Raw genomic sequence first — 23,418 nt, 5'->3', positions numbered from 1 at the left:
GACATAGAAAGCCCGACCATGGATCCCATCGCTGCTCGCTCGGACCGCCGCCAAACAAGCATCCCCGCAAGCCCTGCCGAGGTCTTCGCCGCGATCAGCGACCCGGCCCGTGTCGCCCGCTGGTGGGGCCCTGCAGGCTTCAGCAACACCATTCACGTTTTTGAGTTCGAGCCGGGCGGCCGCTGGGAGCTGACCATGCACGGGCCGGACGGGGCCAACTACCCGAATGAAAGCCGCTTCACTCGCATCCAAGCCGATCGCTTGTTCGAGATCGAACACCTGAACGGCCACCATTTCGTCTTGACCCTGGAGTTGCAGGCCAGCGAGGCTGGCACGCAGGTGAGTTGGTGCCAAACCTTTGACAACGTGGCCCATTACGAAGCGCTGGCCCCGTTTGTGGCCCAAGCGAATCAAGAAAACCTGGAACGGCTGGCGGCCGAAGTCTTGCGTGTCACACAGAGCAGCTGATCGGCCCGATCAAGACTGAAGTTAGGCTGACTCAGCGCTTGGCCTGATCCGCGGCCTTGGCCGCATCCGAGGCGGCGCCCTTGGCAGCCAGCGACTCGCGCAGGCGCTTGAGTTTTTCGCGCGGGTCTTCTTTGCTGCCGCCTTCGTTCAAGCGCATTTCGGTGATGAAGCGACTGGGGATGCCCATCACCAACTCGCGCGCCTTCTTGCGGCGGCGCAAGGTGCCCACCGCCAGCGTGGTGCGGGCGCGGGTGATACCCACATACATGAGGCGGCGCTCTTCTTCCAAGCGCTGGGCCGTCATCTCTTCATCATCGGCCTTGAAGGGCAAAAGCCCCTCGTTGACGCTGGCCAGAAACACATGCGGCCATTCCAAGCCCTTGGAGGCGTGCAAGGTGGTCAGGGTGACCTGGTCCTGCTCTTCTTCGCGCTCGTTCAAGGAGATGATGACGCTGATGGTTTGCGCCACCTGCAAAACGCTTTGTTTCTCGGCCTCAAAGCTGCTGCCGCCGTCTTGCGTGACCTGGCCGCCGCAGCGCTTGGCCACCCAGTCGACAAAGTCCAGCACATTGTTCCAGCGGGCAATTGCCACGTTCTCGTTGTCTTCGCTGCCGAGCAAATGCTCTTCGTAGCCGATGTCCTTGAGCCATTCCAGCAACAAGGCCTTGGCCGGCTCGCTGCCCTCGGTGTGCTTGGCGCGGAACTCTAGATCAGTCACATAACGGCCAAACTCATGCAGCGAACCGATGGCTTTGGCGCTGAGCACCGTGGCCAGCGAGTCGGAGAACAGCGCCTCGAACATGCTGCACTTCCACTTGCCGGCGAACTGACTCAAGGCGCCCAGGGTGGTGTGGCCGATGCCCCGCTTGGGCGTGGTGATGGCACGCAAAAAGGCCGGGTCATCGTCTTGGTTGACCAAGAGGCGCAACCAGGCGCACAGGTCCTTGATTTCACTCTTGTCGAAAAAGCTCTGCCCGCCCGAAACCTTGTAGGGAATCTCGGCGCGACGCAAAGCCTTCTCGAAGGTGCGGGCCTGGTGGTTGGCGCGGTAGAGGATGGCAAAGTCGGCGAACTTCTGCGCCTTGCCCTCGGCGCGCAGGGCCTGGATGCGCGCCACCGCACGTTCGGCCTCATGCTCTTCGCCGTCCGATTCGACCAGCGAGACCGGATCACCATCGCCGTATTCGCTCCACAGCTTCTTCTCGAAAATCTTGGGGTTGACCGCGATCACATTGTTGGCGGCGCGCAGGATGGCACCGGTGGAGCGGTAGTTTTGCTCCAGCGGAATCACTTTCAGCTCCGGGTAGTCGACCGGCAGGCGCTTCAGGTTCTCAATCGTGGCGCCGCGCCAGCCGTAAATACTTTGATCGTCGTCGCCCACCGCGGTGAACATGCCGCGTTTGCCGACCAGCTGCTTGAGCAGGTCATACTGCACCGCATTGGTGTCCTGGTACTCGTCCACCAAGACATAACGCAATTGGTCCTGCCAGCGTCCGCGCGCCTCGGCGTTCTCCGTCAACAAGCGCAGCGGCAGGCTGATCAGGTCATCAAAGTCCACCGCCTGATAGGCCGCCAAGCGCTCCTGATAACGCTCCATCACGATGGCAGCCGCGCGCTCATGGTCATCCTTGGCCATCACCAAGGCCTGTTTGGCGGTCAGCCCCTGGTTCTTCCAGAGCGAGATGGTCCACTGGTAGGCCTTGGCCTGATTGGCATCGACGGTGCCGCCTGCATCGCGCAGCACGCCCATCACATCGTCGCTGTCGAGAATCGAGAACTGTTCTTTCAAGCCGACCAAGGGGCCTTCTTGTCGCAGGATGCGCACGCCCAGCGAGTGAAAGGTCGAAATCACCAAATCCTTGGCCGCGCGCGGGCCGATCAGGCTTTTGGCGCGCTCGCGCATCTCCTGCGAGGCCTTGTTGGTAAACGTAATGGCGCCAATATTCTTGGCCGCATAGCCGGCCTGCAGCAGGCGCGCAATTTTTTGCGTGATGACGCTGGTCTTGCCCGAGCCCGCCCCGGCGATCACCAGACAAGGGCCGTCCAGGTGGTGAACGGCCTGCATTTGGGCGGGATTGAGGGTGGTAGCGGGCTTGGCAGACATGGCAGCGAGACAGGAGGACGGGCGATGATAGCCAATCGCGCAAAGCCCTCGGCCCGCCCCCCATAATCTGCTCAGCATGCGAATCAACGCTTTGACCCGCAATGGCCACGAATGGCTCCGGTGGCTTCGCACCACGAGCCGCCACTTGCTTTGGGCCCTGCTGTTCACCCTGCATGGTGGAGCGGCGCAGGCCCGAGAACTGCTGGCCGTAGGCACACAGTTCCCCCGCGTCTTTGAATGGGATGCCAAGGGGCCAGCACGCGGCTTGGCGGTCGACTTGCTGAGCAAGGCCGCTGCACAGCAGGGCCACACGGTCCGGTTTGAAGCCCTGCCCTGGGCGCGCGCGCAGATGATGGTGGAGCTGGGCCAGGCCGATGTCTTGATCGGTCCTTACCGCAGCCCGGAGCGGCTGGCGCGCTTCTTGTTCTCGGAACTGGCTTTTTACGAAGACGCCTTGGTCTTTTACGCCAGCCCGGCCCTTGCCTCGCTGTGGACGGGCGACTGGAACCGGCTGAGCGGACGCTCGGTGGGCCTGGTCTTGGGCTGGGCCTATGGCAATGCACTGGAGCAAGCACGCAGCAAGCTCTTGATCAGCAACCCGGGTGATGTGGCCACCGGCCTGCGCATGTTGCAGCGCGGCCGTATCGAGCTGCTGGCCAGCAATGAGCGCAATACCGCGCCGGTCTTGGAATCCATGGGCCTCGCGCAGCAGTTTCAGGCACTGCAGCCCCCGATTGCAGTACAGGCGGGGCATTTCGCCTACCCCCGCACCCCACAAGGCGAAGAGCTGCGCCAGGCGCTGGACCGAAGCCTGGAAGCACTGCGGCAAAGCGGCGTGCTGCGCGACTTAGCGCGGCAATGGGGGGTGAGGACTCCGGACTGAGGCTGCATCGGCAGGGTCCGACGGCGTAGTCGGCGTGCCGCGCAAGCCCAGGCCCAGCAAGGTCATCAGGTAGAACAAGAAGGCCATGCGCGGAGCATCCAGCAAGCTGTCGAACAAGCCCACCACCAAAAAGCCCACCAGCCCCGCCGCCACCGCTGGCGCGAGCTCGTGCCCACGGCCGCGCCCAAAACTGAGACGAACCAGGGCCAGTCCCACCAGCACGCTCAGCAGACCCAGGCCCAGCAGGCCCTGATCGAACCAGACATGCAGGGCCATTTGCTTGATGTGCCAGGGCATGTGGTGGCGGTCACTGGAGAAGAACCAATGCGCCATTTCGGCGCTGAAGTCGCCGTTCTTCAGCAAGGGCTCGCCGCGGCTGTCAGTGAGTTGCATCTCAGCGATCTCCACCGCCGCACCGGGTGTTTCCACCGCCACAGAGAACGCAATCAGGCGCGGCGCGTACCAGTCGCCGCCCATGGGTCGGCTTGAACCCAAGTCGACGTCCAGGGTTTGCCAGCCGCCGGTCTGCGCTTTGAAGTAGGTCTGCTTGATCAAACAGTCTTCGTTGTAGAGCAGGTGCTTTTCGCAAACCTCGGTGTGCAGACCCATGTCTTGCTTGACCCGCAAGGTGAGCTTCAGGCGGGAGGCCCCCTGCGGCGCGCTGATGCGCTGGCTGATGCGGAACATCTCCCCCCAACCCTGCACATGCTTACCCGCCGTCAGCAATAGATAGTTGCGGCCATTCTCGGTTTTGAGTCGGTAGTCGCCGGTTTGCTCCGACTGAGGGCCAATGAAGAAGTGGTTGGCCACAAAACGGCCACTGCCCTTGCCCAACCAGCGCTCGGTCGGCGTGTGCAGCATCGAAATGCCCTGCCGCCAATGCTCCAGGCGAACCTGCATATCGCCGCCCGAAGTGGCGCTTCGGTCGCGCATATAGGAGCCAGCCATCAGCGTAGAGATCACCGCCATCAACAAGACGACCGCACCGAAAAGCCCGGCGCGGGCGCGCCAGCCTGCCAAGCCCGAGAGTTGCGCAAACGGCCACAAACTTGGCCACATCCGCATCAGCACGGCCACAAGCGCCGGGATCGCCATCGCCGCTGCGGCCAAACGCAGGCTTTGCCCCTCAGCCCAGTAGTCCGCCACGATGACGCTGCTGGCCAAGAGCCAGAACCACAAGGTGTCCACAGCGCAAGCGTAGAGCAGCTGCGAACGGCCCGGCCGCGGCCACCAGCGCAGGCCGAGCGCCATGACAAACACCAAGGCGTAAAGGCCGTAGGCCGCCTTGGGCACATGCGCTGAAACGCTCCAGCACAGCGCAGCCAAAGGCAGCGCAATCAAGGCACCCAGCGCCAAGCTGGCCACGCCTTGCGAGCGTCGCGCCTGCAAAAGGCGAGGTGGCATCAAGACAAAGATCAGGCTGACGCCCAAGAGCGCCAGCAAAGCGCGGTAACCGCCAGCCATGAACATCATGAGCGCCGCAGCGCCATAGCCCCCCACCATCAGCAAGCCGCCCAGCAGCGGCAAATTCGGACCTGCACCAGAGGAAGTCTGATTTGGCGAATCCGATGCCCGCGACTGCGCATAACGCAAAGCGACATAGACCGCCACACTCAGCGGGACCGCCAGATACACACCGCGAGAGAAGGTGGTCAAACTGGCATAAGTGGCCAAGAGCATCAAGGCCATAGCGATGACAAAACTCTGGGCCTTGCGGGCGCGCATCAGGAAATGCAGCGCAAACGGCATGGCGATGGCCAAGCAACCATCAAAAGCGGCGCCACCCACATGCATTTCCCAGAACAGCGCGGTGCTGCGGTAGTCGCTGGAGAAGTTCATCAAACCAGGGAATGCCACCCGTTCCCACAAAGCCGCCGCGCTGGCCAGCGCCAGCAAGGAGGACACGCCCAGAAGCAAGCCATCGCTGAACTGCTGCGGCCGCGACGCCGCCGCGCGCAACCACAAAGGCAGCAACCACAGCGCCATCAAATAGCTCTTGCCCAGACGCAGGCTGTTCATCGCCTCGTGATAGCCCTGGTACCAGCCAAACTGGAAACCACCCGCATCGGCAAAGCCGCGCTCAATAGACAGCAAGACCGAGCCGGCAAAGGCCAGCATCAAGATCCACACCCCTGCAGAAAAACTCAAGGGGCGACGCCAGCTGGATACTGAATCCTTGATGCCGGCGCCCAGTCCCAGCGCGACATAACCCCCCGCAGCACAGGCCAGCACCAAGAGGTCCAGCTCTTCAAAGGTGATCCAACCGGTCCAAGGGGCCAGGCCGATGACAGGCAAGATCGCGAGCGCCCAGGGCGTCAGCGTCCAAAAGCGCCAGGCCAAGCCAGAAGCCAGCAAGAACAAGACGATGGCGGCCGTCGGCGACAAAGGGTAGTGAGCCGCCAGAGCCAGGCCGGCCGTGGCACTGAGGGCCGCCATGGGCCAGGCCCACAGATTGGAGCTGCGACTGCTTTTGTTGTAGCTCTTGCTCTTGTGATTGCGACTGGGCTTGATCATGCAGAAGTCATCCTGGGTCACATGGCGCGGCCACCTGAGCGCGGCCGGCGGCGGATCATAGCGGCGCGGGCAGTGGCTCTGGCACTGTCACGATTTCTTCACTCGCGGGCTCATTCGTTATGCTGACGCCCATCCGTACGAGCCCACTTCCCATGACAGCACGCCAACCTCAACGTCGCCAACTGCTGCAAGCCGCCCTGGCCGCCGGCAGCGCTCCGCTCTTCATTCGCCATGCCTTCGCCGCGGACGCCGCGCAGCGTTTTGCCTTGGGCTTGGCCTCGGGCTGCCCGCGTGCCGACAGCTTGGTGCTGTGGACGCGCCTGACCGGCTCCGACCTGCCGCCGCAAGCCGAGGTGCAGTGGGAGTTGGCCGAGGACGAGGCCTTCCAGCGCATCGTGGCGCGCGGCAGCGAGATGGCGGTCGAGGCCGATGCCCATAGCGTGCATGCCGAGCCCAGCGGACTGAAACCAGACCGTTGGTATTGGTACCGCTTCAGCGCCCTGGGCGCACGCAGCAGCGTCGGCCGCACACGCACCTCCCCGCAAGCCGATGCCAAGGTACAGCAGCTGCGTTTTGCTATCGCCTCTTGCCAGCGCTGGGACCATGGCCGTTATGCCGCTTGGGCCGATATGGCACGACAAGATCTGGATCTGGTGCTCTTTATGGGCGACTACATCTATGAGTACGCGTCGGTTTCGAACGCCTCGGCCAGCGGGCCCTCGCCCCGTGTGCACCATGGCGGTTTGTGCCGCAGCTTGTCTGACTATCGCCAGCGTTATGCCCAGTACAAGAGCGACCCGGCCTTGCAAGCCATGCATGCGCGCGCGCCCTGGATCATCATCTGGGACGACCACGAGGTCGACAACGACTGGGCCGGTGACCATTCACAAGGCCTGGAAGCCGACTTCCCGCAACGTCGCATCGCCGCCGCCAAAGCTTATTGGGAGCACATGCCCTTCACCAAGGCGATGCGCCCACGCGGCAGTGATCTCCGCCTGTTCAGCCGCTATGACTGGGGCCAATTGGCGCGCATCATCACGGTGGACGACCGCCAGTGGCGCGATCCGCAGGTCTGCCCCAAGCCGGGCCGTGGAGGTTCCAACACCCTCTCGGTGAAAGAGTGCCCGGACTTCCTGGACCCGCGCCGCAGCCTGCTGGGCGCCGCTCAAGAAATGCGTTTGGCCCAGAGTTGGGACAGCAGCCGCCCCTGGAATCTTTTGGCGCAGCAGACCTTGATGGCGCGCATGAACTGGCAGGCCGACCCGGCACAAAGCCCGGTATATTGGACCGATGGCTGGGACGGCTACCCCGCCGCCCGTGAGCGCTTGTTGCGCGATATGCAAGCCGCCAAGCCGCAAAACGCGGTGGTCTTGGGCGGCGATGTGCATGCCAACTATGTGGCCGACCTGAAGCTGGACTTTGCTGACCCAGCCAGCCCGGTGATCGCCACCGAGTTCTGTGGCACCTCCATCAGCAGCCAGGGCCTGGACCAAGCCCGCGTCAGCAAGGCCATGGGTCACAACCCGCATTTGCGCTATGGCCGCAGCGACCAGCATGGCTATATGAGCTTCGCCTTGCGAAGTGAGCGCCTGGAGGTGGAGTTGCGTTCGGTGCGCGAACTCTGGGATGCGGCCAGTCCGGTGGACGTGTCGGCGCGCTTCGCGGTGGAAGCCGGCCGGGCCGGTGCTCAGCCAGTTTGAAGTCGGCGGCCAGTTGGCTGGCCGTGAATTCGCGGTCCGTGTCTTCGCGGTCTGATTACTCGCTGGCCGCTTTTTCCGTGCTCTGAACGCTGGCTTGGGTGACGGGCCGCGCGCTTTCCTGCGCCAGCAATTCCGGCTTAAGCTTCACCGGGGCTTGCGCCTTGGGTGCCGTTGACACAGTCGCCGGCAAAGAAGCCGCGCCTGCCGAAGCCGCATGGCTGGCGTTCTGAGGCGACTTCTCAAGCGTGCTGACAAGCGGCGCTGACTTCTTGGCGGGTATCGCCGAAGTCGTGTTTGGGCTCATGCTGGGCCGGCCCGCTGACGGCGTGGTCAGCGCGCTATGTGTCGCTGTGGTCTGCGACTGTTGCCAAACTTGCAGGCCTTGCCAAGCGCCCCAAGACAGACCGGCCAAGCTGGCCAAGACCGCCACCGCTCCAGCCGCTTTTTTGAGCGGGTGGGTTTGCGGCGGCCAAGTCGCCACATCAGACTCGCGTTCCATCGACGCGGCGGTTGCAGGCATGGGCGTCAAAGCCAGCGCCGAATGATTCTCTCCGGCCAGCCAGGCGCGCAAGTCTTCCGCCAAGGCCTCGACCCCGGCGTGGCGACGGCTGGCACGCGGCGCTACGGCCTTGGCGCACAAAGCATCCAGGCTGAAGCGTTCTACCGCCGACAAACCCGGCCATGAAGACGCCGGCGAGGCCGCTTCGGGGTCGGCACCGAACTGGCTGGGCAAGCGCCCGTCAACCAACAAACACATCAAAGCACCGACGCCGTAGACCTCGCTGACCAGGCTTGGCGGATCGCCGGCCAGGGTCTCGGGGCTGGCGAATCCTGGCGCCGAGCCCAGGCTCTGACCGCGCTCAAAAGGATCGGCCGGATCGGGCATGGGCAAGAGACCCATGGCCATCAGGCTGAGCTTGCGGCTGGAGTCCACCCAGAGCATGGCGGGGTCGATCTCGGCCAGCAGCCAGCCTTGTTGATGGGCATGACGCAGCGCGTCGCAGAGCTGAACGATCAGTTGCAGGCGCTCGCGCAAAGGCAGCGAGGTGCAGGCCCGCGCAATGGGCTGGCCCTCGGCGGCCGCAAAAATCATATAAGGTTGGCCATCATTGGTGACGCCGCTGTCGGTCGGCACCTTGATGACGGGATGATCCAAATGGCCCATCTCTCCGGCCAAATCACCGAAGCGCAGCATGATGCCGGCGGCGCGCTCGCTGCGCGGCAAGACCAGCACATTGCAGCGTTGATCCGCGGCCAAGGCATGTTTGGCGCTGTACCACTGACCGCTTTGGGTCGCTTCGCGGCCATGCAGGGCGGCGCACAAGCGCCAGACGCCCAGGGCAGCGCCTTCGCGCAGCAAAGCTTGGGACGCGGGTGGGGGGAGAGCGAGTTCGGGCATGCGCATAGGGTTTATGCCGGGATGGTAGGGGACGGGCCCGCCATTCGGCCCCATGCAGGCCCCCGTAATCCGGGGGTGATGCGCAATCGCTCACGCAAGTCCGTGAATTTCTTGGCCCAGTGAAGGGCTCAGGCACAGCAAGCAAGCTGCGAATCGGCCTGGCTCAGCATTCAGCCGCCAGCAAGGCGCACTTGAGATACTGCGGGCCGCCATGCAATCCATCTTCGCCGTCACCCTGCCTTTTTTCGCCCTGGTGCTGTGTGGCTACCTGGCGGCGCAGCGTGGCGTGCTGGCCGAAGAGGCGATCCCGGGCTTGAATGGTTTTGTGCTGTTCTTCGCCCTGCCCTGCTTGCTCTTCCGCTTCGGCCTCAGCACCCCCTTAGCGACCTTGCTGAATCCCTGGCTGCTGGGGCTCTACCTCTTGGTGGCCCTGCTGATGGTGGCACTGACCATCACCCTGACCCGCTCGCCTCGCTTGGGGCTGAAAGACGCGGCCTTTGGCGCCTTGGTAGCCGCCTTCCCGAATACCGGCTTCATGGGGGTACCGCTCTTGGTGGCCCTGCGCGGCGAAGCGGCGGCCGGGCCGGTCATCTGCACCATCTTGATCGACCTGTTCTTCACCAGCTCTCTGTGCATTGCTCTGGCGCGCGCCCATGACGCCGGCCCCGGCAATGCTCGGCAGGCGTGCATCCAAGCGCTGCGCGGCGCGCTGTCCAACCCACTGCCCTGGGCCATCGCCGCCGGGCTTGGTGTGGCCGCACTGGGCTGGACCTTGCCCGGCCCGCTCGCCAGCGTCATCAAAATGCTGGGCGATGCCGCCACGCCGGTGGCCTTGTTCACCATTGGCGCGGTGCTTTGGCGCGCCGGCCAGCATGCCCACAGCCGCACGCCGATGGCGCAGTACTTGCCGGTGGCCTTGCTCAAATTGATCCTGCATCCAGCCTTGGTCATGGGCATAGGCCTGGCGGCACAAAGCGTGGGCGCGCCCTTGGCTCAGTTCGACTTGAGCATCTTGACCTTGGCCGCCGCCCTGCCCAGCGCCAGCAATGTCGCCATGCTGGCCGAGCGCTATGGCGCCGACAATGGCCGGGTGGCGCGCATCATCCTGAGCTCCACCTTGCTGGCTTTTTTGAGCTTCTCGCTGTTGGCCGGGTCGCTGGGCGGATGAATGCGCGTGAGCAGGCCATGAATTGTGCCGATCTGATACGCTTTCTCGCTCGCTGCGGCTGAGCCCGGCCTGGCCTCGCCCTCCTTACTCCGTGTTTGAGCTGTCCACCATCTTGCGCTCCCGTCTTTGTCGTATTCGCAGCGTCCTAAGCCTGATGGCGCTGGGTTTGATCGCTTGCAGCCTGAGCTTGCAGGCGGCGCCACAGTCTGTGGTTTACCAACAGCCGAGCAAGGCCGTGCGGGAGTTGCTGGATGCGCCAGCCCTGCCCAAACACCTCATTTCACCGGACAAACACACGCTGGCCCTGCTGGAGCCGCGGCGCTTCAGCAGCCTGGCGGAATTGGCCCGGCCGACCCGCAAGCTCGCCGGCCTGCGCTTCGACGAAGCGACGGGCCAGCCCAGCCAAACCAGCGCGATTCAAAGCCTGCGCCTGCGCCCCTTGCTCAATCCTCAAGCGCCCGAGCGCATTGTTGAATTGGGTGCGGCCAACGCCGCCGATGGCGGCTACTTCCACAGCTTCAGCTGGGCACCCGACGGCCAGCGCTTTCTGCTGGAGCGACGTGGGGCCCAGAGCAATGAACTCTGGGTCGGCGACAGCGCCAGCGGCCAGCTGCGCCGCGTGCCCGGTCTCAAACTGAACAATGTGCTCAGCCAAGGTGAGCTGGCCTGGCTGAGCCCGCAAGAACTGGTGTTATTGGCCGTGCCGGACAAACGCGGCAAGGCCCCGCAAGAACCCAAGGTGCCCAACGCGCCGGTGGTCCGTGAGAGCAGCGGCCGCGCCTCGCCCGAGCGCACCTATGCCGACTTGCTGAACTCGCCGTATGACGAAGCCTTGCTGGAGCACTATGCGCTGTCGCAGCTGACCCGCGTGCATCTGCAATCCCTGCAAAGCAAAAAGCTCGGTGCGCCGGCCCTGTTCTTCAGCGTGGCCAGCATCGGCGATGAAGACACGCTGCTGACCGAGCGCATCACCCGCCCCTTCAGCTACAGCCTGACCTGGGACGACTTCCCGCAGGTGGTGGAGGTTCGGCGCGCCGATGGCAGCGTCTTGCGCGAAATCGCCCGCCTGCCGCTCAAACGCGGCGTCGCCATCAACGGGGTGCTGCCCGGTCCGCGCCTGTTTTTTGCTTCACCCAACCGAGATGGCGCGGTGTTCTGGGTGGAGGCTCTGGACGGCGGCAACCCCGCCACCCGTGCGCCGCACCGCGATCGTTTGATGCGCCTGGACCCGCCCTACACCGGCGAGGCGCAGGAGCTGCTGCGCATCCCAAATCGCTTCAGCGGCATGCGTTTTCTGGACGATGGCCAACAGGCGCTGCTGAGCGAAGAAGACCCCTTGCGCGCCTGGACCCGCAGCTATCTGCTGATGTTGCGCGGCGGCAGCGTCAGCACCTTGTTTGAACACGCCCTGCGTGAGCGTTACCGCCACCCTGGCACGCCCTTGATACGCACAGACCCGCAGCGCGGCCGCGCGCTGGCGCAAACTCAGGGCGGCGCCTTGCTGATGCTGGGCCAGGGCGCCAGCCCCAAGGGCGACCGCCCCTTTCTGGACCGGCTTTCGCTGCGCGATGGCAGCAGCCAGCGCCTGTTTCAGTCCAGCGACAAGCTCTTTGAACAGCCCCTTGACCTGCTGCCCGGCAATCAGCTGCTGACCCTGCACGAAAGCATCAACAGCGCCCCCAGCTTGCATCTGCAAGTCCTGGGGAGCAATGCGGTGGCCACCCCTGCTGCGGCGCGCTCCGTCGCCCTAACTCAAGCGCCTAACAGCCCTCCTTTGCTGCGCAAGATTCGTCGCGAGCTGGTGCATTTCAAGCGCGATGACGGGGTCGAGATGTCCTTCTGGATGTATCTGCCGCCTGACTACAAAGACGGCGAGGCGCGCCCCACCTTGGTCTGGGCCTACCCGCTGGAGTTCAATGACGCGGCGCTAGCCGGCCAGGTCAGTGGCTCACCGAACCGCTTCCCCAATTTCAGCGGCATCAGCCCGGTGCTGCTCGCCTTGGAAGGTTATGTGGTGCTGAACGACGCCACCATGCCCATCGTCGGCGACGCCAAAACGGTCAACGATGAGTTCGTCGAGCAGATCACCCTGAGTGCGCGCGCCATCATCGAGAAAGCCGAGGAACTGGGCGTCACCGACCCCAAGCGTGTGGCCATTGGCGGCCACAGCTACGGCGCCTTCATGGCCGTCAATCTGCTGGCCCACACCGACCTCTTCAAGGTCGGCATCGCCCGCAGCGGCGCCTACAACCGCACCCTCACACCGTTTGGCTTCCAAAGCGAACGACGCTCGCTCTGGGAGGCCCGCGATACCTATCTGAAGCTCTCGCCCTTTTTGTATGCGAATCAGATCAAGGAGCCGCTGCTGCTGATTCACGGCGAAACCGACAACCGCTCGGGCACACCGGCGCTGCAGAGCGAGCGCCTCTATCAAGCCATGGTGGGCACCGGTGGCACCGTACGTTATGTGCTGCTGCCGCTCGAAGCCCACGGGTACAACGCCCGCGAATCGGCCGGACATGTACAGTGGGAAATGCGCCAATGGCTGCGCCACTATTTGGGGGAACCCAAACCGGCTGCACGCTGACGAGCCCACATCGGTTCAAGGGCCCAGGGCTTGCAGCTGAGGCCGCCTGCGGTGTCAGCAGAGCAAGCTGAGCTCTTGCGCCTGACTCTCTGTGCTGATTTGGCTGATTTGCGTATCGCCTGGCTGACGCTGCGGCAGCACGATGTGGAAGACGGCGCCTCCGCCGCTGCGGTTCTCCGCATAGATGCGCCCCTTGTGCACTTCGACGATCTTGCGGCAAATCGCCAGGCCCAGGCCCGTGCCCCCCGAGCCGTCCTTGGTTTGGCTGGACTGCACAAAGGCCTCGAAGATCTGCTCGGATTCCCCACCCGGTATGCCGGGCCCCTGGTCGGCCACGCTGATATGGATTTCACCCGCCTCATTCAACTTGGCCACCACGTCGATGGAGGCCGCATCCGGTGAGAACTTGATCGCATTGGCCAAGACATTGCGGATCACTTGCTGGAAGCGCAAAGGGTCCACCTTGGCCATCAAGGGCTGCATCGGCATGCGGGTTGAGAGTTGCAGCAAGCGCTTGGCCATCAAAGGCTCCAACTCCTGCAGCACCGCCTGCACCGGGCCACGCAGATCGCAGGTTTCCAGATCAAAAGTGCCGACCGGACTCTCGATTTTGGAGACATCGAGCAAGTCATTGACCAGGGCCAACATGCGCTGGCCGGCCGCATACACATCGCTGAACATGCCGGCCAGCTTGGGGTCGGCGCGGCCGCGCACCATGCCCAGTTCTGAGAAGCCCAAAATAGCTTGCAAAGGCGTGCGCAGCTCATGGCTGATATTGGCGATGAACTCAGACTTGGCACGCGAGGCTTCTTGCGCCTCGTCGCGCGCTTCACGGGTGGCGCGCTCCGCCGCGCGGAAGTTGCTGACGTCCATCAAGGTACACAAGATGCCGGCCACGCCGCCGTTCAAATCGGGCACCAAGACCTTGGTGATTAGCATGTCGCGGCGCACGCCGTCATGGTGCAGCAACTGATGTTCATAACTGATTCGCCCACCGGACTGTAATAAGCGTCGGTCATGCTGCGCATGCATCTCGCGTTCCGCATCGCTCAAGGCCGCGCCCACACGCGTGCCCACCACGTCGGCGCGACCGCGCCCCATGAATTCTTCCCACGCATGGTTGACGGTCACATAGCGGCCCTCGGCATCGAACATGGACACCGGCAAAGGGCTGATCTCTTGCAGCAGGGCCGAGAACGCAAGCTGCTGCTGCAACTTTCCTTGCGCCTCAAAACGATCGGTCACATCGACCGCACTGCCGGCAAAGCCTATCAAACGCCCCGCCTCATATAGGGGCAACACCGCCAGCTCACAGCGGCGCAGCCGACCATCGGGGGACTTCAGCGAGACCTCGATCTTGCGCTCGGCAGCGGTCGAGTCTGGACTGTGCCCGGATGGGAGCGGCCCAGGTCTGAGCAGCGCCTGCACCTGCGCTTGGTCCGCCTCCTCCACCAAATCCACCAGCCGCATGCCGACGGCATCGTCGAGTCGCTTTTGACTGACTCGCGACCAGCGCGCATTGACGTAGGTGATCACGCCCGCCGCGTCGACCCGAAACACCAGTTCTTGCAAGCTGCGCAAGAGCACCCGCTGCTCCTGTTCGCGCTGCGCTAGGCGACGGTGCGCCGCGTCCAGCGCATGGCGCGCGCGCCGCCCGGCCCGGCATTCATAGAGCGCCAAACCCAAGAGCAGCACCATGCAAAGCTCACCCAGCCAGGCGGCGCTGAACAGCGCACCGGAGCTGGCTGTTATCAAACTAGATGTCGGGGCTGGCGCTTGCAGCAGAGCGCCCGACACATGCAGCAAGAACATGAGCGCCGTCAAGCCGGCCGCGACCATCCACCACCAGGGCTTGGCCGGACGACAGGAGTCTGCGCGGGCCGGGAGGGATTCCTTGGAAACGACGCTTTTCATCACAGCGACTCCTTGCTATGGCGCCATCAATCAATCGCTTCGACCAAGTCTTCAAAACTTGGCGGTTCTTTGTTGATGTGCTCACGCAGCGCAATCAGTGTCTCGGCATGCTCGATGATCAAGTCCACCAGCTTGGGATCAAAGGCCAAGCCGCGCTGCTCTTGCAACATCTGCAGCGCCCGCTCATCCGGCAGCGCCGGGCGGTAGCAGCGGTCCATGGTCAAGGCGTCGAAGAAGTCAACCACGCCGACGATGCGTCCGCTCAAGGGAATGGCCTCGCCGGCCAAGCCCATCGGGTAGCCGCCGCCATCCCAGCGTTCATGGTGGGTCATGGCCACTTCGGCCGCCATCTTGAACAAGGGCACGCGCGAACGACCCAGAATCTCCGCGCCGATCAAGGGATGCTTGTTCATCACCTGACGCTCTTCCGGGGTGTAGGCGCCCGGCTTCTTCAGCACCGCATCGGGCACACCGATCTTGCCGATGTCATGCATGGGGGCGGCGCGTCGCAACATTTGCGCAAAGCTGCGCGGTTGGCCGGCAAGCAAAGCCAGCGCCTCGGCCATGAAACCGATGCGCATGATGTGCACGCCGGTGTCGTCATCGCGAAACTCGGCCGCCAAGGACAGGCGCAACAAGGCGTCATGATGAGCACGCGCGACCTCCCGCAAGGCCTGGTTGCGCTCGCGGTACATGCGACCCAGGTCGGCAATGATGCATTCCATCTGTGCTGTGGCTGCTTCATCAAAGACTTTGTTGCTGTGCTCATCGGGCATCAGCACAGGCATGGCTGGGTTGGGCGCGAAGTTGGGGCTGGCACTGAACATCATGTCGAACTCGCTCATTGGGCCAACCACAGTTGCGACAGGCTGTCGATCAGCTGCAAAGGGCTGAAGGGTTTGACCAAATAGGTGTCAGCTCCGGCCTGCAGCCCGGCTTCGCGGTCCCGCGCTTGACCCCGGGCACTGACCACCATCACATGGGTGTCGCAAAGCTCCGGGTCGGCCTTGATGCGCCGGCAGACCTCCAGGCCGTCCACCGGGCCCGGCATCATCACATCGGTCAGCACAAAGTCGGGTCGCACCTGGCTTGCGATGCGCAAGGCCGATTCGCCATCCGCAGCCTCATGGATCTCGTAGTCTTCAAATTCCAAGGTCATGCGGATCAGGCGGCGAATGTCGGCATGATCATCGACCAACAGAATCTTTTTCATCACCATCTCCTGCAAAGCCAGAACATGTAGCAAAGATATCATTTCTATCAATTAAATTCGAGACGAATGCTGAATTCTTCGGCGGATATTCGGCAAAATCGCACAATGACTTCACAAGAACGAATGAAAGACGCGACGGGGCAGGACTACAGCACCCTGGAGGTGGCGCGGCGCCTGGGCATGGCCGTGCGCTCAATTCAGCTGATGGTGGATCGCGGCGAACTGACCGCCTGGAAGACCCCGGGTGGCCACCGCCGCATTGATCGCGCCTCGGTCGAGGCTTGGCTGGAGCGCCGCTCCAGCAGCAGCGCCATGCCCTTGGACGAAGCCAGCAGCAAGCCGACGCCCACCAAAACCAGCAGCACGCCCTCGAGTGGGCGCCAAAGCCTGCTGCTGATTGAAGACTCGGTGCATTTTCAAAAGCTGGTGGGTCTGCTGATCGAGCAGCAATTCCCCGAACTGGACCTGCACATCGCCAGCGACGGCATCGTCGGCCTGGCCATGTTCGGCCAGTTGCAACCCGATATCTTGATTGTTGACATCTTGCTGCCCGGCATTGACGGGCCAACCTTGATCACCGCCCTGCGCTCGCAGCCTCAATTCGCCCGCAGCCAATTGATCGTGCTGACCTCGCTGGACGAAGCTCAACGTGCGCCCTACGCCTTCGCGCTCAGCGACGTGCCGGTGGTGCACAAACCGCGACTGGTGATGGACTTGCCGCCCTTGCTCAAGACCATGGCCCACAAAACCGCCACTCAAAGCTGAGGACAAAGCCATGGTTGCACGCGTGCTGCTGGTCGAAGACAACACCGCCTTGCAGCAATTCGTGACCATGGCCTTGGAAGACATGGCGCTGGACTTGCGCATTTGCGCCTCGGTGGGTGCGGCCCTCCAAGCCTTGCAGCAAGCGCCGGTAGATCTCCTGATCACCGATCTGTCCTTGCCCGACCGCAGCGGGCGCGAGCTGCTGGCCGACTTGAAGGCCCAGCCGGGTCTGCGAGCAGGCGCCCGGCTGGTGGTTTACAGCGCGGCACAACCCACGGCCATGAAGCAGCAATTGCGCGAACTGGACGTCTGGCGCTTTTTGTCCAAACCTTGCCCGCTGGCGGATTTGCAAGCCTGTGTGCGCGAAGCGCTGGCGGAGGTCAGCAGCGAGCCAAGCGCCAGTTCGGCACCCTGCGTCTCCGCGGACGAGGCCGCTTTGCAGCAGGCGCTGGACCACAACTTTGGTGGCAATACCGCGCTGTATCAGTCCTTTCGCCAGTCTTGCCAGCTGCAGTTCCCGGCCGATGTACAAAACGGCGAGCTGGCTTGCATCAAGGCGGATGGAGCGGCTTTGCGGCACCTCGCCCACAGCTTGAAAAGCGTGCTCATGATTCTGGGCCTGGCCGCGGCCGGTGCCAAAGCCGAGCAGCTTGAATTGCTGTTGGAGCACAGCTTAGAGCGGGGCCAAGCCTGGCCGCCCGAGGCCGAAGTCGGTTGGGCCGAACTGCGCGCCCACCTGCTCGGCCCTGCCGTCGCGGGCTGGAAGCCGCCAAGGGCATGAAGCGACCATGAGCGCGTCCCGTGGTCTAAGCCAGGGCCCAGGCGCCCTCGCCTGCGACGCTACGCTGTATCAAGAGCTCAAACAGATTGCGCATGCGCGACTCCGAAATCACGGGCCACAAAACCTGCCACTCGACACCACCACCCTGGTGCATGAAAGCTATCTGCGTCTGGTGCATGCACAGGACAGCGCGCGAGCGCCGGAGTTCGCCAGCGCCGGCCATTTCTTGGCTTATGCCGCCCAGGTGATGCGCTCCGTCGTGGTGGACTTGGCGCGCGAGCAGGCTGCCGCGCGGCACGGCGGCGGGCAAGCCGATCTCAGCCTCGACACCGAGCTGCTGGGCAGCCTGCAAGACCCCAGCAGCGAACCGGCCGTCTTGGCCGTGCATGAAGCCTTGCTGGCCCTGCAGACCCAAGAGCCGCGCTTGGCCCAGGTGGTAGAGATGCGTTACTTCGGCGGTCTCAGCGAGGCCGAGATCGCTGAGCATCTCGGGCTGACCGAGCGCAGTGTGCGGCGCGATTGGCAAAAGGCGCGCATGCTGCTGCTCAGCATGCTCAGCGATTGAGCAAGGCGCAAAGCGCGGCCTGATCGCGCAAGCGCTGGGCGCGGACATCCCTCTGGCCCTCGACATGGGAAGCAGCGCGGGCCGCCAGCAGCGGCTGCAGCTCCTGCCACAGCGTACGCGTCAGCGCCGCAGCCTCTGGCGGTGCGTTCGCTGCGCAGCCCAAGGCCTGCTGCTGCGCCAGCAAGGGCCAAGCCAAGGGGTTGTGTAGACCCAAACTGCCGCGCAACAACTGAACCGCCTGCGCCAGATCATTGGCCTGCGCTTGCGGCTGCTGCAAGGCCGCCCACAACTGGGCGCGCAGGCCCAGCAAGCGCGCATGATCCAGCGCGATGGCCGGCTGAGCCCGCGTCACCAGGGCTAGCGCCCGCGACAAGGTCGATTGCGCGGCCGCCCATTGCTGCGCCTCCAGTTGCAAGGCCGCTAGATGCTGCAGCGCGGCCACATGACCACTGTCCAAAGGTGCGTCGGTTTCGTAGCGCTGCAAGGCCTGCTGCACAGCCGCCAAGCGCTGCGGCCAACTCGCACCGGCCGCCTGCAACTGATCATGCCGAGCCAAGAGCCATTCCGCCCTTGGCAAGCCTTGCGCCGGCAGTTGTGCATCCAAAACCTGCAGGACCTGATCGGCCTCCGCTTGCCGCCCTGCCGCCCTCAAAGCCCAGATCAGTGACAAGCCCGCCTCGCCGCTGCGCGAATGCTTGGCGCCCAGGCGCTCCTGCAAGACGCGCCAGCGCAGGCGAGCCAAGTCCAGGCTGCGCGGCTCATCGCTGAGGTACACCGCCAGCGTGGCACTCAGGCGCAGCAATTCGTCAGCGGTCTCGGGGTCGCGCGGCAGATGCTGTTCGATCTGCGCCATCTGTTGCTGCAAAAGCCGGCGCATGCCCAGGGCCGGGTCTTGAGCATCGCTCTGGCGTGGGTCCAGGGTGCGGAACAAGTCCAATAAATAATGCTGAATCGCCTCGGCACGCCGAGCCTGCTGTGCCGCTTGCTGGGCTTGCCACAGCGTCGCCACCAAACCCAGGGTAAGACTCAGCAGCACAGCGGCACTGACGCTCACCAAGAGATAGTGGCGACGCAGTTGTTTGCGCAAACCTGCCGCCCAAGACAGGCGCCGCGCTCGCAGCGGCAGGCCCGCCAGATAGCGCCGCACATCTTCGCTGAGAGCCTGCACGCTGCCATAACGCTGATTCGGCTCGGATGCCAAGGCCATGCTCATCAGGGCATCCAGATCTCCGCGCAGCGAACGCTGCAGGCGCGCGAGACTCAAACCACATTGCTCGGCATGCGGGGCAGTCACCGTTTGCGAGGGCAAAGCCGGCTCTTGGCCCGCCCGCCAAGGCGGAGGCGGCTGACCGCACAGCACGGTGTGCATAAGAGCACCCAAGGCATAGACATCGGTGGCCACGCTGACCGGCCCGCCGGTCCACTGCTCCGGCGCGGCATAGGCGGGGGTGGCCAGCAACAGACGGGTTGGCTCGACTTCACCTAAGGCTGCGCCCATCTCAGCGTCCGGCAGCAAGAGTTTGGCGATACCAAAGTCCAGCAATTTGACCTGCCCCTGCGGCGTCACCATCACATTGGACGGCTTGAGGTCGCGGTGCACCAGCAACTGGCCATGAGCATATTGCACCGCCTCCATCACCTGCAGCATCAGGCGCAAACGCTCAAGCACGGACAAGCCGCGCTCGCGGCAATCGTCCACCAGGTTCCGCCCCGGCACGTACTCCAGCGCCAGCCAGGGTTGCAACGCCCCCTCGCCGAGCTCGGCCGTGCCGGCATCAAAAAATTGCGCAATATGCGGATGCTGCAGGGCCGCGAGAATGTCTCGCTCGCGGGAAAAGCGCTGCCGCCCCTGGCCGGCCAAGGCCAGTGCATGGGGCAACTTGAGCGCGACTTGGCGTTGGTAAGCACCGTCGCCACGCTCGGCCAACCAAACCTCGCCCATGCCTCCGCGCCCAAGACGCTGCCGCAATTGCCAAGGCCCCAAGACCTGCCCGGCAGAAAAGGCCACAGCCTCATCACCCCAGGGCTCCTGAGCCACAGACAAGCGCGGCGCATCGAGCAAGGGCGCTTGCGTCTGGTCTTGGCTCAAGACCCGCGTGAGGGCTGACCGCAAATGCCGCGCCTCAGCGGGCAAGGCCTGCAACCACGCCGAACGCTCTGGCGTCGGCAGGTCCAGGGCCTGATCCAGCAAGGCAGAGAACTCGGGCCAATGCTCGGCCGCGCAAGGCAGATGCTTCATGCTTGGGCATGATGCCAGCCTTGCGCCAGCCGACCTAGCCCTCAAACTCGACGGCGCCGCTGCAAGCTCAAGAGCAGCATCAAACCGGCCGCCATCAGGACGCCGACCGAAGGCTCGGGGACGGCGCTGAGGGTGAAGTCATGCCCGCTGGCGCCTATGGTGTTCAAACCGGGCTGCGAGGTCTGCAGATAGAAGTTGGCCGTGTGGCCAAAGTCCGACTGCGCCCAATGGGACAAGGTGGCGCTGGAATCCACCGTGGCCAAGGCATACAGCATGCCGGTCACCGACAGATCGTGGCCGACCTCGGTATCCAAGGCCACGCTGTACCAGCCGGTGCTTTGGTTCTTGGCATTCCAGCTGAAGATCTTTTCCGCCCGGCTGACCTGGTCGATCAGGCGGATCTCGGCAATGCCCTCAGAAGCCAGGTGACCACCGACCTCGAAGCTCGGCTGGCTGATCTGCCCCTCAATCCAAAGATGCAACTCATAGCGCACCGGCGCCCCCAAGGCCAGGCCGGCACCGCTGACCTTGACCGTGTCTGCGAAGGTCGCCTGCGCAGTGCCGAAGGAATAGCCGTAGTAATGCGGCTCCGGAATGCCGCTGGGATAGCTGGACTCGGCAAAGGCCTTGAGCCGGCCGATCGATGCCTCCAGGGAGGCCTTGCCATAGCCGCCATTGCTGACCTGTGAGAACTCGCTCAGCGACTGCGCCACCTGTGCTTCGGGTCTGTCGTACCAGCTGAAATGGGAGGTGTTGTTCTGGTCTTCGCGCGGCCCCGGGGAGAACAGGCTCGCCAGTGTGTTGACATTGCCCGTGATTTGATAGTTCTGCGCCTGCGCGGCAACGGCGCTACCCAGCAGCAGGAGGCTCAGCCCCCCAGCCCGCATCCATCGGCAAACTCTCGTGTTCTTCATCATCATCCGACTCCTTGATGTGAGGACGCAAAGCCGCGCACTCGACTCTACCAACGAGAAAGAGCGGATGGACAGGACATATCAAGTTAGGGGGGCGGCCTCGGCGCCGCCTTGGCGAAGACCGCGCCGGTGCGTCTCAAGCCCCCATCTGCAGCACGCCTAGGCTACGCGCACGGGTCACCGCATGACGACGTGAGCCAGCCTCGAGCTTGCCGTACAAGCCTTTCAAATGCCATTTGACGGTTTCGGTGCTGACGCCCAGGGCCTGGGCGATTTCCTTGTTGGAGTAATTGAGCGCCAGCAGGGCCAGCACCTCATGCTCCTTGCGGGTGAGCAGATCGGACTCGGGTTCTGCACAAAGGCGCGGCAATGTCGCTGCGCCCGCATTCGGCAGCGACACCTTGGACTGCGTGGACACAGCCGCCGATGCCAAACCATAAGTCTCGACGGCAGCGATCGCCGGCTCGGCCTTGTGATAGCCCAGCAGATGCAACAAAGCGCGTGAATCCTTGATCGCCAGACTGCTTTCCTGACGCTGCGCCTGGCGGGCGCGCCGGGAATAGGCATAGGCCTGCGCCATATGGTCGGCTTGGCCCTCGGCCTCGGCCCAGGCTTCGGCCAGATAGTCCAACAAGGCCGGCGGCGGGCGCCAGCCGTCGATGCCCAGGCCACGATCCAAAGCGGTCTGCGCGAAGTGGATGGTGGCGGTGGGCGCCGTCATGTCCGGCGGCGCCGGCAATTGCTGACGGCTGCGCCGATGCACCTCGGCCATGGCTTCGCTGATGTCGACCTTGACGGTGTCGTAGCCGTACTGCTCGGTCAGCGCCTTGGACTCCTCCAGCGCTTGCAAGGCGACCTCGACCTGACCCAGCTGAGCCAGCGTCTTCGCCTGCCTCGCCAGCGCCAAGGCCAGATTGCACATGTGCTTGCCTTCGCGGTAGAGCTGGATGGCCTCCCACATCACATCGACCGACTCCTGCAGACGCTCCACCAAGCGCAGCGCAAAAGCCAGTTCGCTGCAAGCAAAGGCGGTGATCAGGCCCGGCGGCACGGCGCGCAACTGCACCAAGGCTTCATTCAGCGCTTGCAAGCTTTCTTGCCCACGTCCCAAGAGGCGCAACACCCGGCCGACCTGCGTTTGCGTCATGCCCATCAAGGCCGGCCATTGGGTCTGTCGGGCCCGCTGCGCAGCGGCTTCAAAACACTGAGCCGCCTGCTCCATATCGCCCAATTCCAACCAGGCGTTGCTGGCGTTCATCATCGCCACGCAATGAAAACGCAGGAAGCCCACCTCCAAGGCCAGGGCGCCGGAAGCCTGAAACAGCGCGGCCGCCTCGGCCGGCGCGCGCAAGCACAAAGGGAAAGCACGCGAAGCCAAGTCATAGACCTGCACCGCTTGGTCCTCTTGCTCAGCCGCATCAACATGGCTCAACGAGCCGGCGGCCAGCGCGGCCTCGGCCTCGGCGCCTGGGTTGGCGAGGTAAAGGCCCAGTTCAGAGCGCAGCAATGCCCGCGTCACGCCGCGGCGTTGCGGATCGGGCAAGGCCTCAAACAGGCGCAGCGCTTGCTCCAGCAGCGAGATTTCCTCGGAGCGCTGGCCTCTCAGCTTGCGCAGCAAGACCTCGGCCAGGCAGGCGTCGCCCTCGGCGTACACGTCAATGCTGGGATTCAGGTGCGCGCGCGCCCGATCCAGCCAGGCCTGCGCATCGTCAAAGCGGCAGAACAGGGAGGCGGTTTCACAAGCGGTCAGCGCAGCACGCGCGGTCAGGGCATTGAGCTGATCCAGCGGCAGGCGGTGCCGGGGCAGCCAGCGCCAGAACTCGGCCAGCAGTTGCTCGGCTCGCAAGCTATCGCGTTGGCGCAGATGCCAGGCCAGCGCCAACAAATTGTGTAAACGCGCGCTGCCGGAGGCTGACTCCAAGCTCAGCGCCAAGGTCTCGACCCTGCCATCACTCACCGCGTATCTCATGGGCCAAGTCTAGGGGCTGGCTGCGGCCGCTCACCCCGTCGCTATCCCCTAGCTGATCCCCTCCATCTGGGGGGAATGCAAGCACCAAAGCCGGGCAGAGGCCATGCGGCCGTGCACCCCGCTGGCGCGTAGCTCAGCAAAAACCCTGGGCCGCCCAGGTAATCCATTAGCTGAAAGCGCAGCAACCCACCCGCGGCGGGGGGGGATCACAAAAGAACGAATCGATAAGGTCACA

17 protein-coding genes are annotated in these 23,418 nt (G+C 64.0%); 8 read left to right on the top strand and 9 right to left on the bottom strand.

What is annotated here, in order from left to right; all coding sequences use genetic code 11:
- Positions 1 to 18: 18 nt before the first annotated feature.
- Complete coding sequence (locus LNV06_RS14190; protein ID WP_263538941.1) at positions 19 to 468, top strand: SRPBCC domain-containing protein; 450 nt, start codon at positions 19 to 21, stop codon at positions 466 to 468.
- 31 nt (positions 469 to 499) lie between these two features.
- Here the strand turns inward: LNV06_RS14190 and LNV06_RS14185 are convergent, their stop codons facing one another.
- On the bottom strand, positions 500 to 2,572 hold the full coding sequence (locus tag LNV06_RS14185) for an ATP-dependent helicase (RefSeq protein ID WP_263538940.1): 2,073 nt from the start codon (positions 2,570 to 2,572) through the stop codon (positions 500 to 502).
- Between the two features lie 76 nt (positions 2,573 to 2,648).
- Between LNV06_RS14185 and LNV06_RS14180 the strand changes: the two genes are divergently transcribed.
- Positions 2,649 to 3,455: a substrate-binding periplasmic protein gene (locus LNV06_RS14180; RefSeq protein ID WP_263538939.1), complete on the top strand. Its 807-nt coding sequence runs from the start codon at positions 2,649 to 2,651 to the stop codon at positions 3,453 to 3,455.
- Here the strand turns inward: LNV06_RS14180 and LNV06_RS14175 are convergent.
- Positions 3,420 to 5,969 (bottom strand): hypothetical protein, encoded by a 2,550-nt coding sequence (locus tag LNV06_RS14175; protein WP_263538938.1) that lies wholly within the window; start codon positions 5,967 to 5,969, stop codon positions 3,420 to 3,422. The genes LNV06_RS14180 and LNV06_RS14175 overlap by 36 nt on opposite strands.
- Before the next feature lie 152 nt (positions 5,970 to 6,121).
- On the opposite strand from LNV06_RS14175, the gene LNV06_RS14170 reads away from it, so the two are divergent.
- Positions 6,122 to 7,669, top strand: coding sequence for an alkaline phosphatase D family protein (locus LNV06_RS14170; RefSeq protein ID WP_263538937.1), 1,548 nt, complete (start codon positions 6,122 to 6,124; stop codon positions 7,667 to 7,669).
- A 55-nt stretch (positions 7,670 to 7,724) separates the two neighbouring features.
- Here LNV06_RS14170 and LNV06_RS14165 read toward each other — a convergent pair whose 3' ends face one another.
- Complete coding sequence (locus LNV06_RS14165) at positions 7,725 to 9,068, bottom strand: serine/threonine-protein kinase (RefSeq protein WP_263538936.1); 1,344 nt, start codon at positions 9,066 to 9,068, stop codon at positions 7,725 to 7,727.
- A 211-nt stretch (positions 9,069 to 9,279) separates the two neighbouring features.
- Here LNV06_RS14165 and LNV06_RS14160 point away from each other — a divergent pair, with 211 nt between their 5' ends.
- Together LNV06_RS14160 and LNV06_RS14155 are read left to right on the top strand one after the other, a co-directional pair.
- A complete protein-coding gene (locus tag LNV06_RS14160; RefSeq protein ID WP_263538935.1) occupies positions 9,280 to 10,236 on the top strand; it encodes an AEC family transporter in 957 nt (318 codons plus the stop codon).
- A 112-nt stretch (positions 10,237 to 10,348) separates the two neighbouring features.
- The gene (locus LNV06_RS14155; RefSeq protein WP_263538934.1) at positions 10,349 to 12,823 is read left to right on the top strand and encodes an alpha/beta hydrolase family protein; all 2,475 of its coding nucleotides are present in this window, start codon (positions 10,349 to 10,351) and stop codon (positions 12,821 to 12,823) included.
- Positions 12,824 to 12,877: 54 nt separating this feature from the next.
- On the opposite strand, the gene LNV06_RS14150 is transcribed toward LNV06_RS14155, so the two are convergent.
- From LNV06_RS14150 to LNV06_RS14140, 3 genes are read right to left on the bottom strand one after another with little or no spacing between them, the layout of a single operon-like run.
- Positions 12,878 to 14,737, bottom strand: coding sequence for a sensor histidine kinase (locus LNV06_RS14150; RefSeq protein WP_263538933.1), 1,860 nt, complete (start codon positions 14,735 to 14,737; stop codon positions 12,878 to 12,880).
- A 26-nt stretch (positions 14,738 to 14,763) separates the two neighbouring features.
- On the bottom strand, positions 14,764 to 15,525 hold the full coding sequence (locus LNV06_RS14145) for an HD-GYP domain-containing protein (RefSeq protein WP_411970121.1): 762 nt from the start codon (positions 15,523 to 15,525) through the stop codon (positions 14,764 to 14,766).
- A 53-nt stretch (positions 15,526 to 15,578) separates the two neighbouring features.
- Positions 15,579 to 15,950, bottom strand: a complete 372-nt coding sequence (locus tag LNV06_RS14140; RefSeq protein WP_263538932.1) for a response regulator transcription factor — start codon at positions 15,948 to 15,950, stop codon at positions 15,579 to 15,581.
- Positions 15,951 to 16,055: 105 nt separating this feature from the next.
- On the opposite strand from LNV06_RS14140, the gene LNV06_RS14135 reads away from it, so the two are divergent.
- Genes LNV06_RS14135 through LNV06_RS14125 form a run of 3 tightly spaced genes read left to right on the top strand, consistent with a single transcriptional unit; the run spans position 16,056 to position 18,061 of the window.
- Entirely contained in the window at positions 16,056 to 16,715 is a 660-nt protein-coding gene (locus LNV06_RS14135) for an excisionase family DNA-binding protein (protein ID WP_263538931.1), read from the top strand.
- Positions 16,716 to 16,725: 10 nt separating this feature from the next.
- A complete protein-coding gene (locus LNV06_RS14130) occupies positions 16,726 to 17,496 on the top strand; it encodes a response regulator (protein ID WP_263538930.1) in 771 nt (256 codons plus the stop codon).
- 7 nt (positions 17,497 to 17,503) lie between these two features.
- Positions 17,504 to 18,061: an ECF-type sigma factor gene (locus LNV06_RS14125; RefSeq protein WP_263538929.1), complete on the top strand. Its 558-nt coding sequence runs from the start codon at positions 17,504 to 17,506 to the stop codon at positions 18,059 to 18,061.
- Here the strand turns inward: LNV06_RS14125 and LNV06_RS14120 are convergent.
- The 3 genes from LNV06_RS14120 to LNV06_RS14110 form a co-directional block, all read right to left on the bottom strand.
- Complete coding sequence (locus tag LNV06_RS14120) at positions 18,051 to 20,300, bottom strand: serine/threonine-protein kinase (RefSeq protein WP_263538928.1); 2,250 nt, start codon at positions 20,298 to 20,300, stop codon at positions 18,051 to 18,053. The two genes, LNV06_RS14125 and LNV06_RS14120, sit on opposite strands and share 11 nt — an antisense overlap.
- Positions 20,301 to 20,341: 41 nt before the next feature.
- A complete protein-coding gene (locus tag LNV06_RS14115; RefSeq protein WP_263538927.1) occupies positions 20,342 to 21,217 on the bottom strand; it encodes a PEP-CTERM sorting domain-containing protein in 876 nt (291 codons plus the stop codon).
- A 133-nt stretch (positions 21,218 to 21,350) separates the two neighbouring features.
- Positions 21,351 to 23,183 (bottom strand): helix-turn-helix domain-containing protein, encoded by a 1,833-nt coding sequence (locus tag LNV06_RS14110; protein WP_263538926.1) that lies wholly within the window; start codon positions 23,181 to 23,183, stop codon positions 21,351 to 21,353.
- Between the last annotated feature and the right edge of the window lie 235 nt (positions 23,184 to 23,418).

The sequence above is a fragment of the Paucibacter sp. Y2R2-4 genome (assembly GCF_025717535.1).
GTDB lineage: Bacteria > Pseudomonadota > Gammaproteobacteria > Burkholderiales > Burkholderiaceae_C > Paucibacter_A.
The sequence above is the reverse complement of the archived record's forward strand: the minus strand, read 5'-3'. Positions and strand labels throughout refer to the sequence as shown.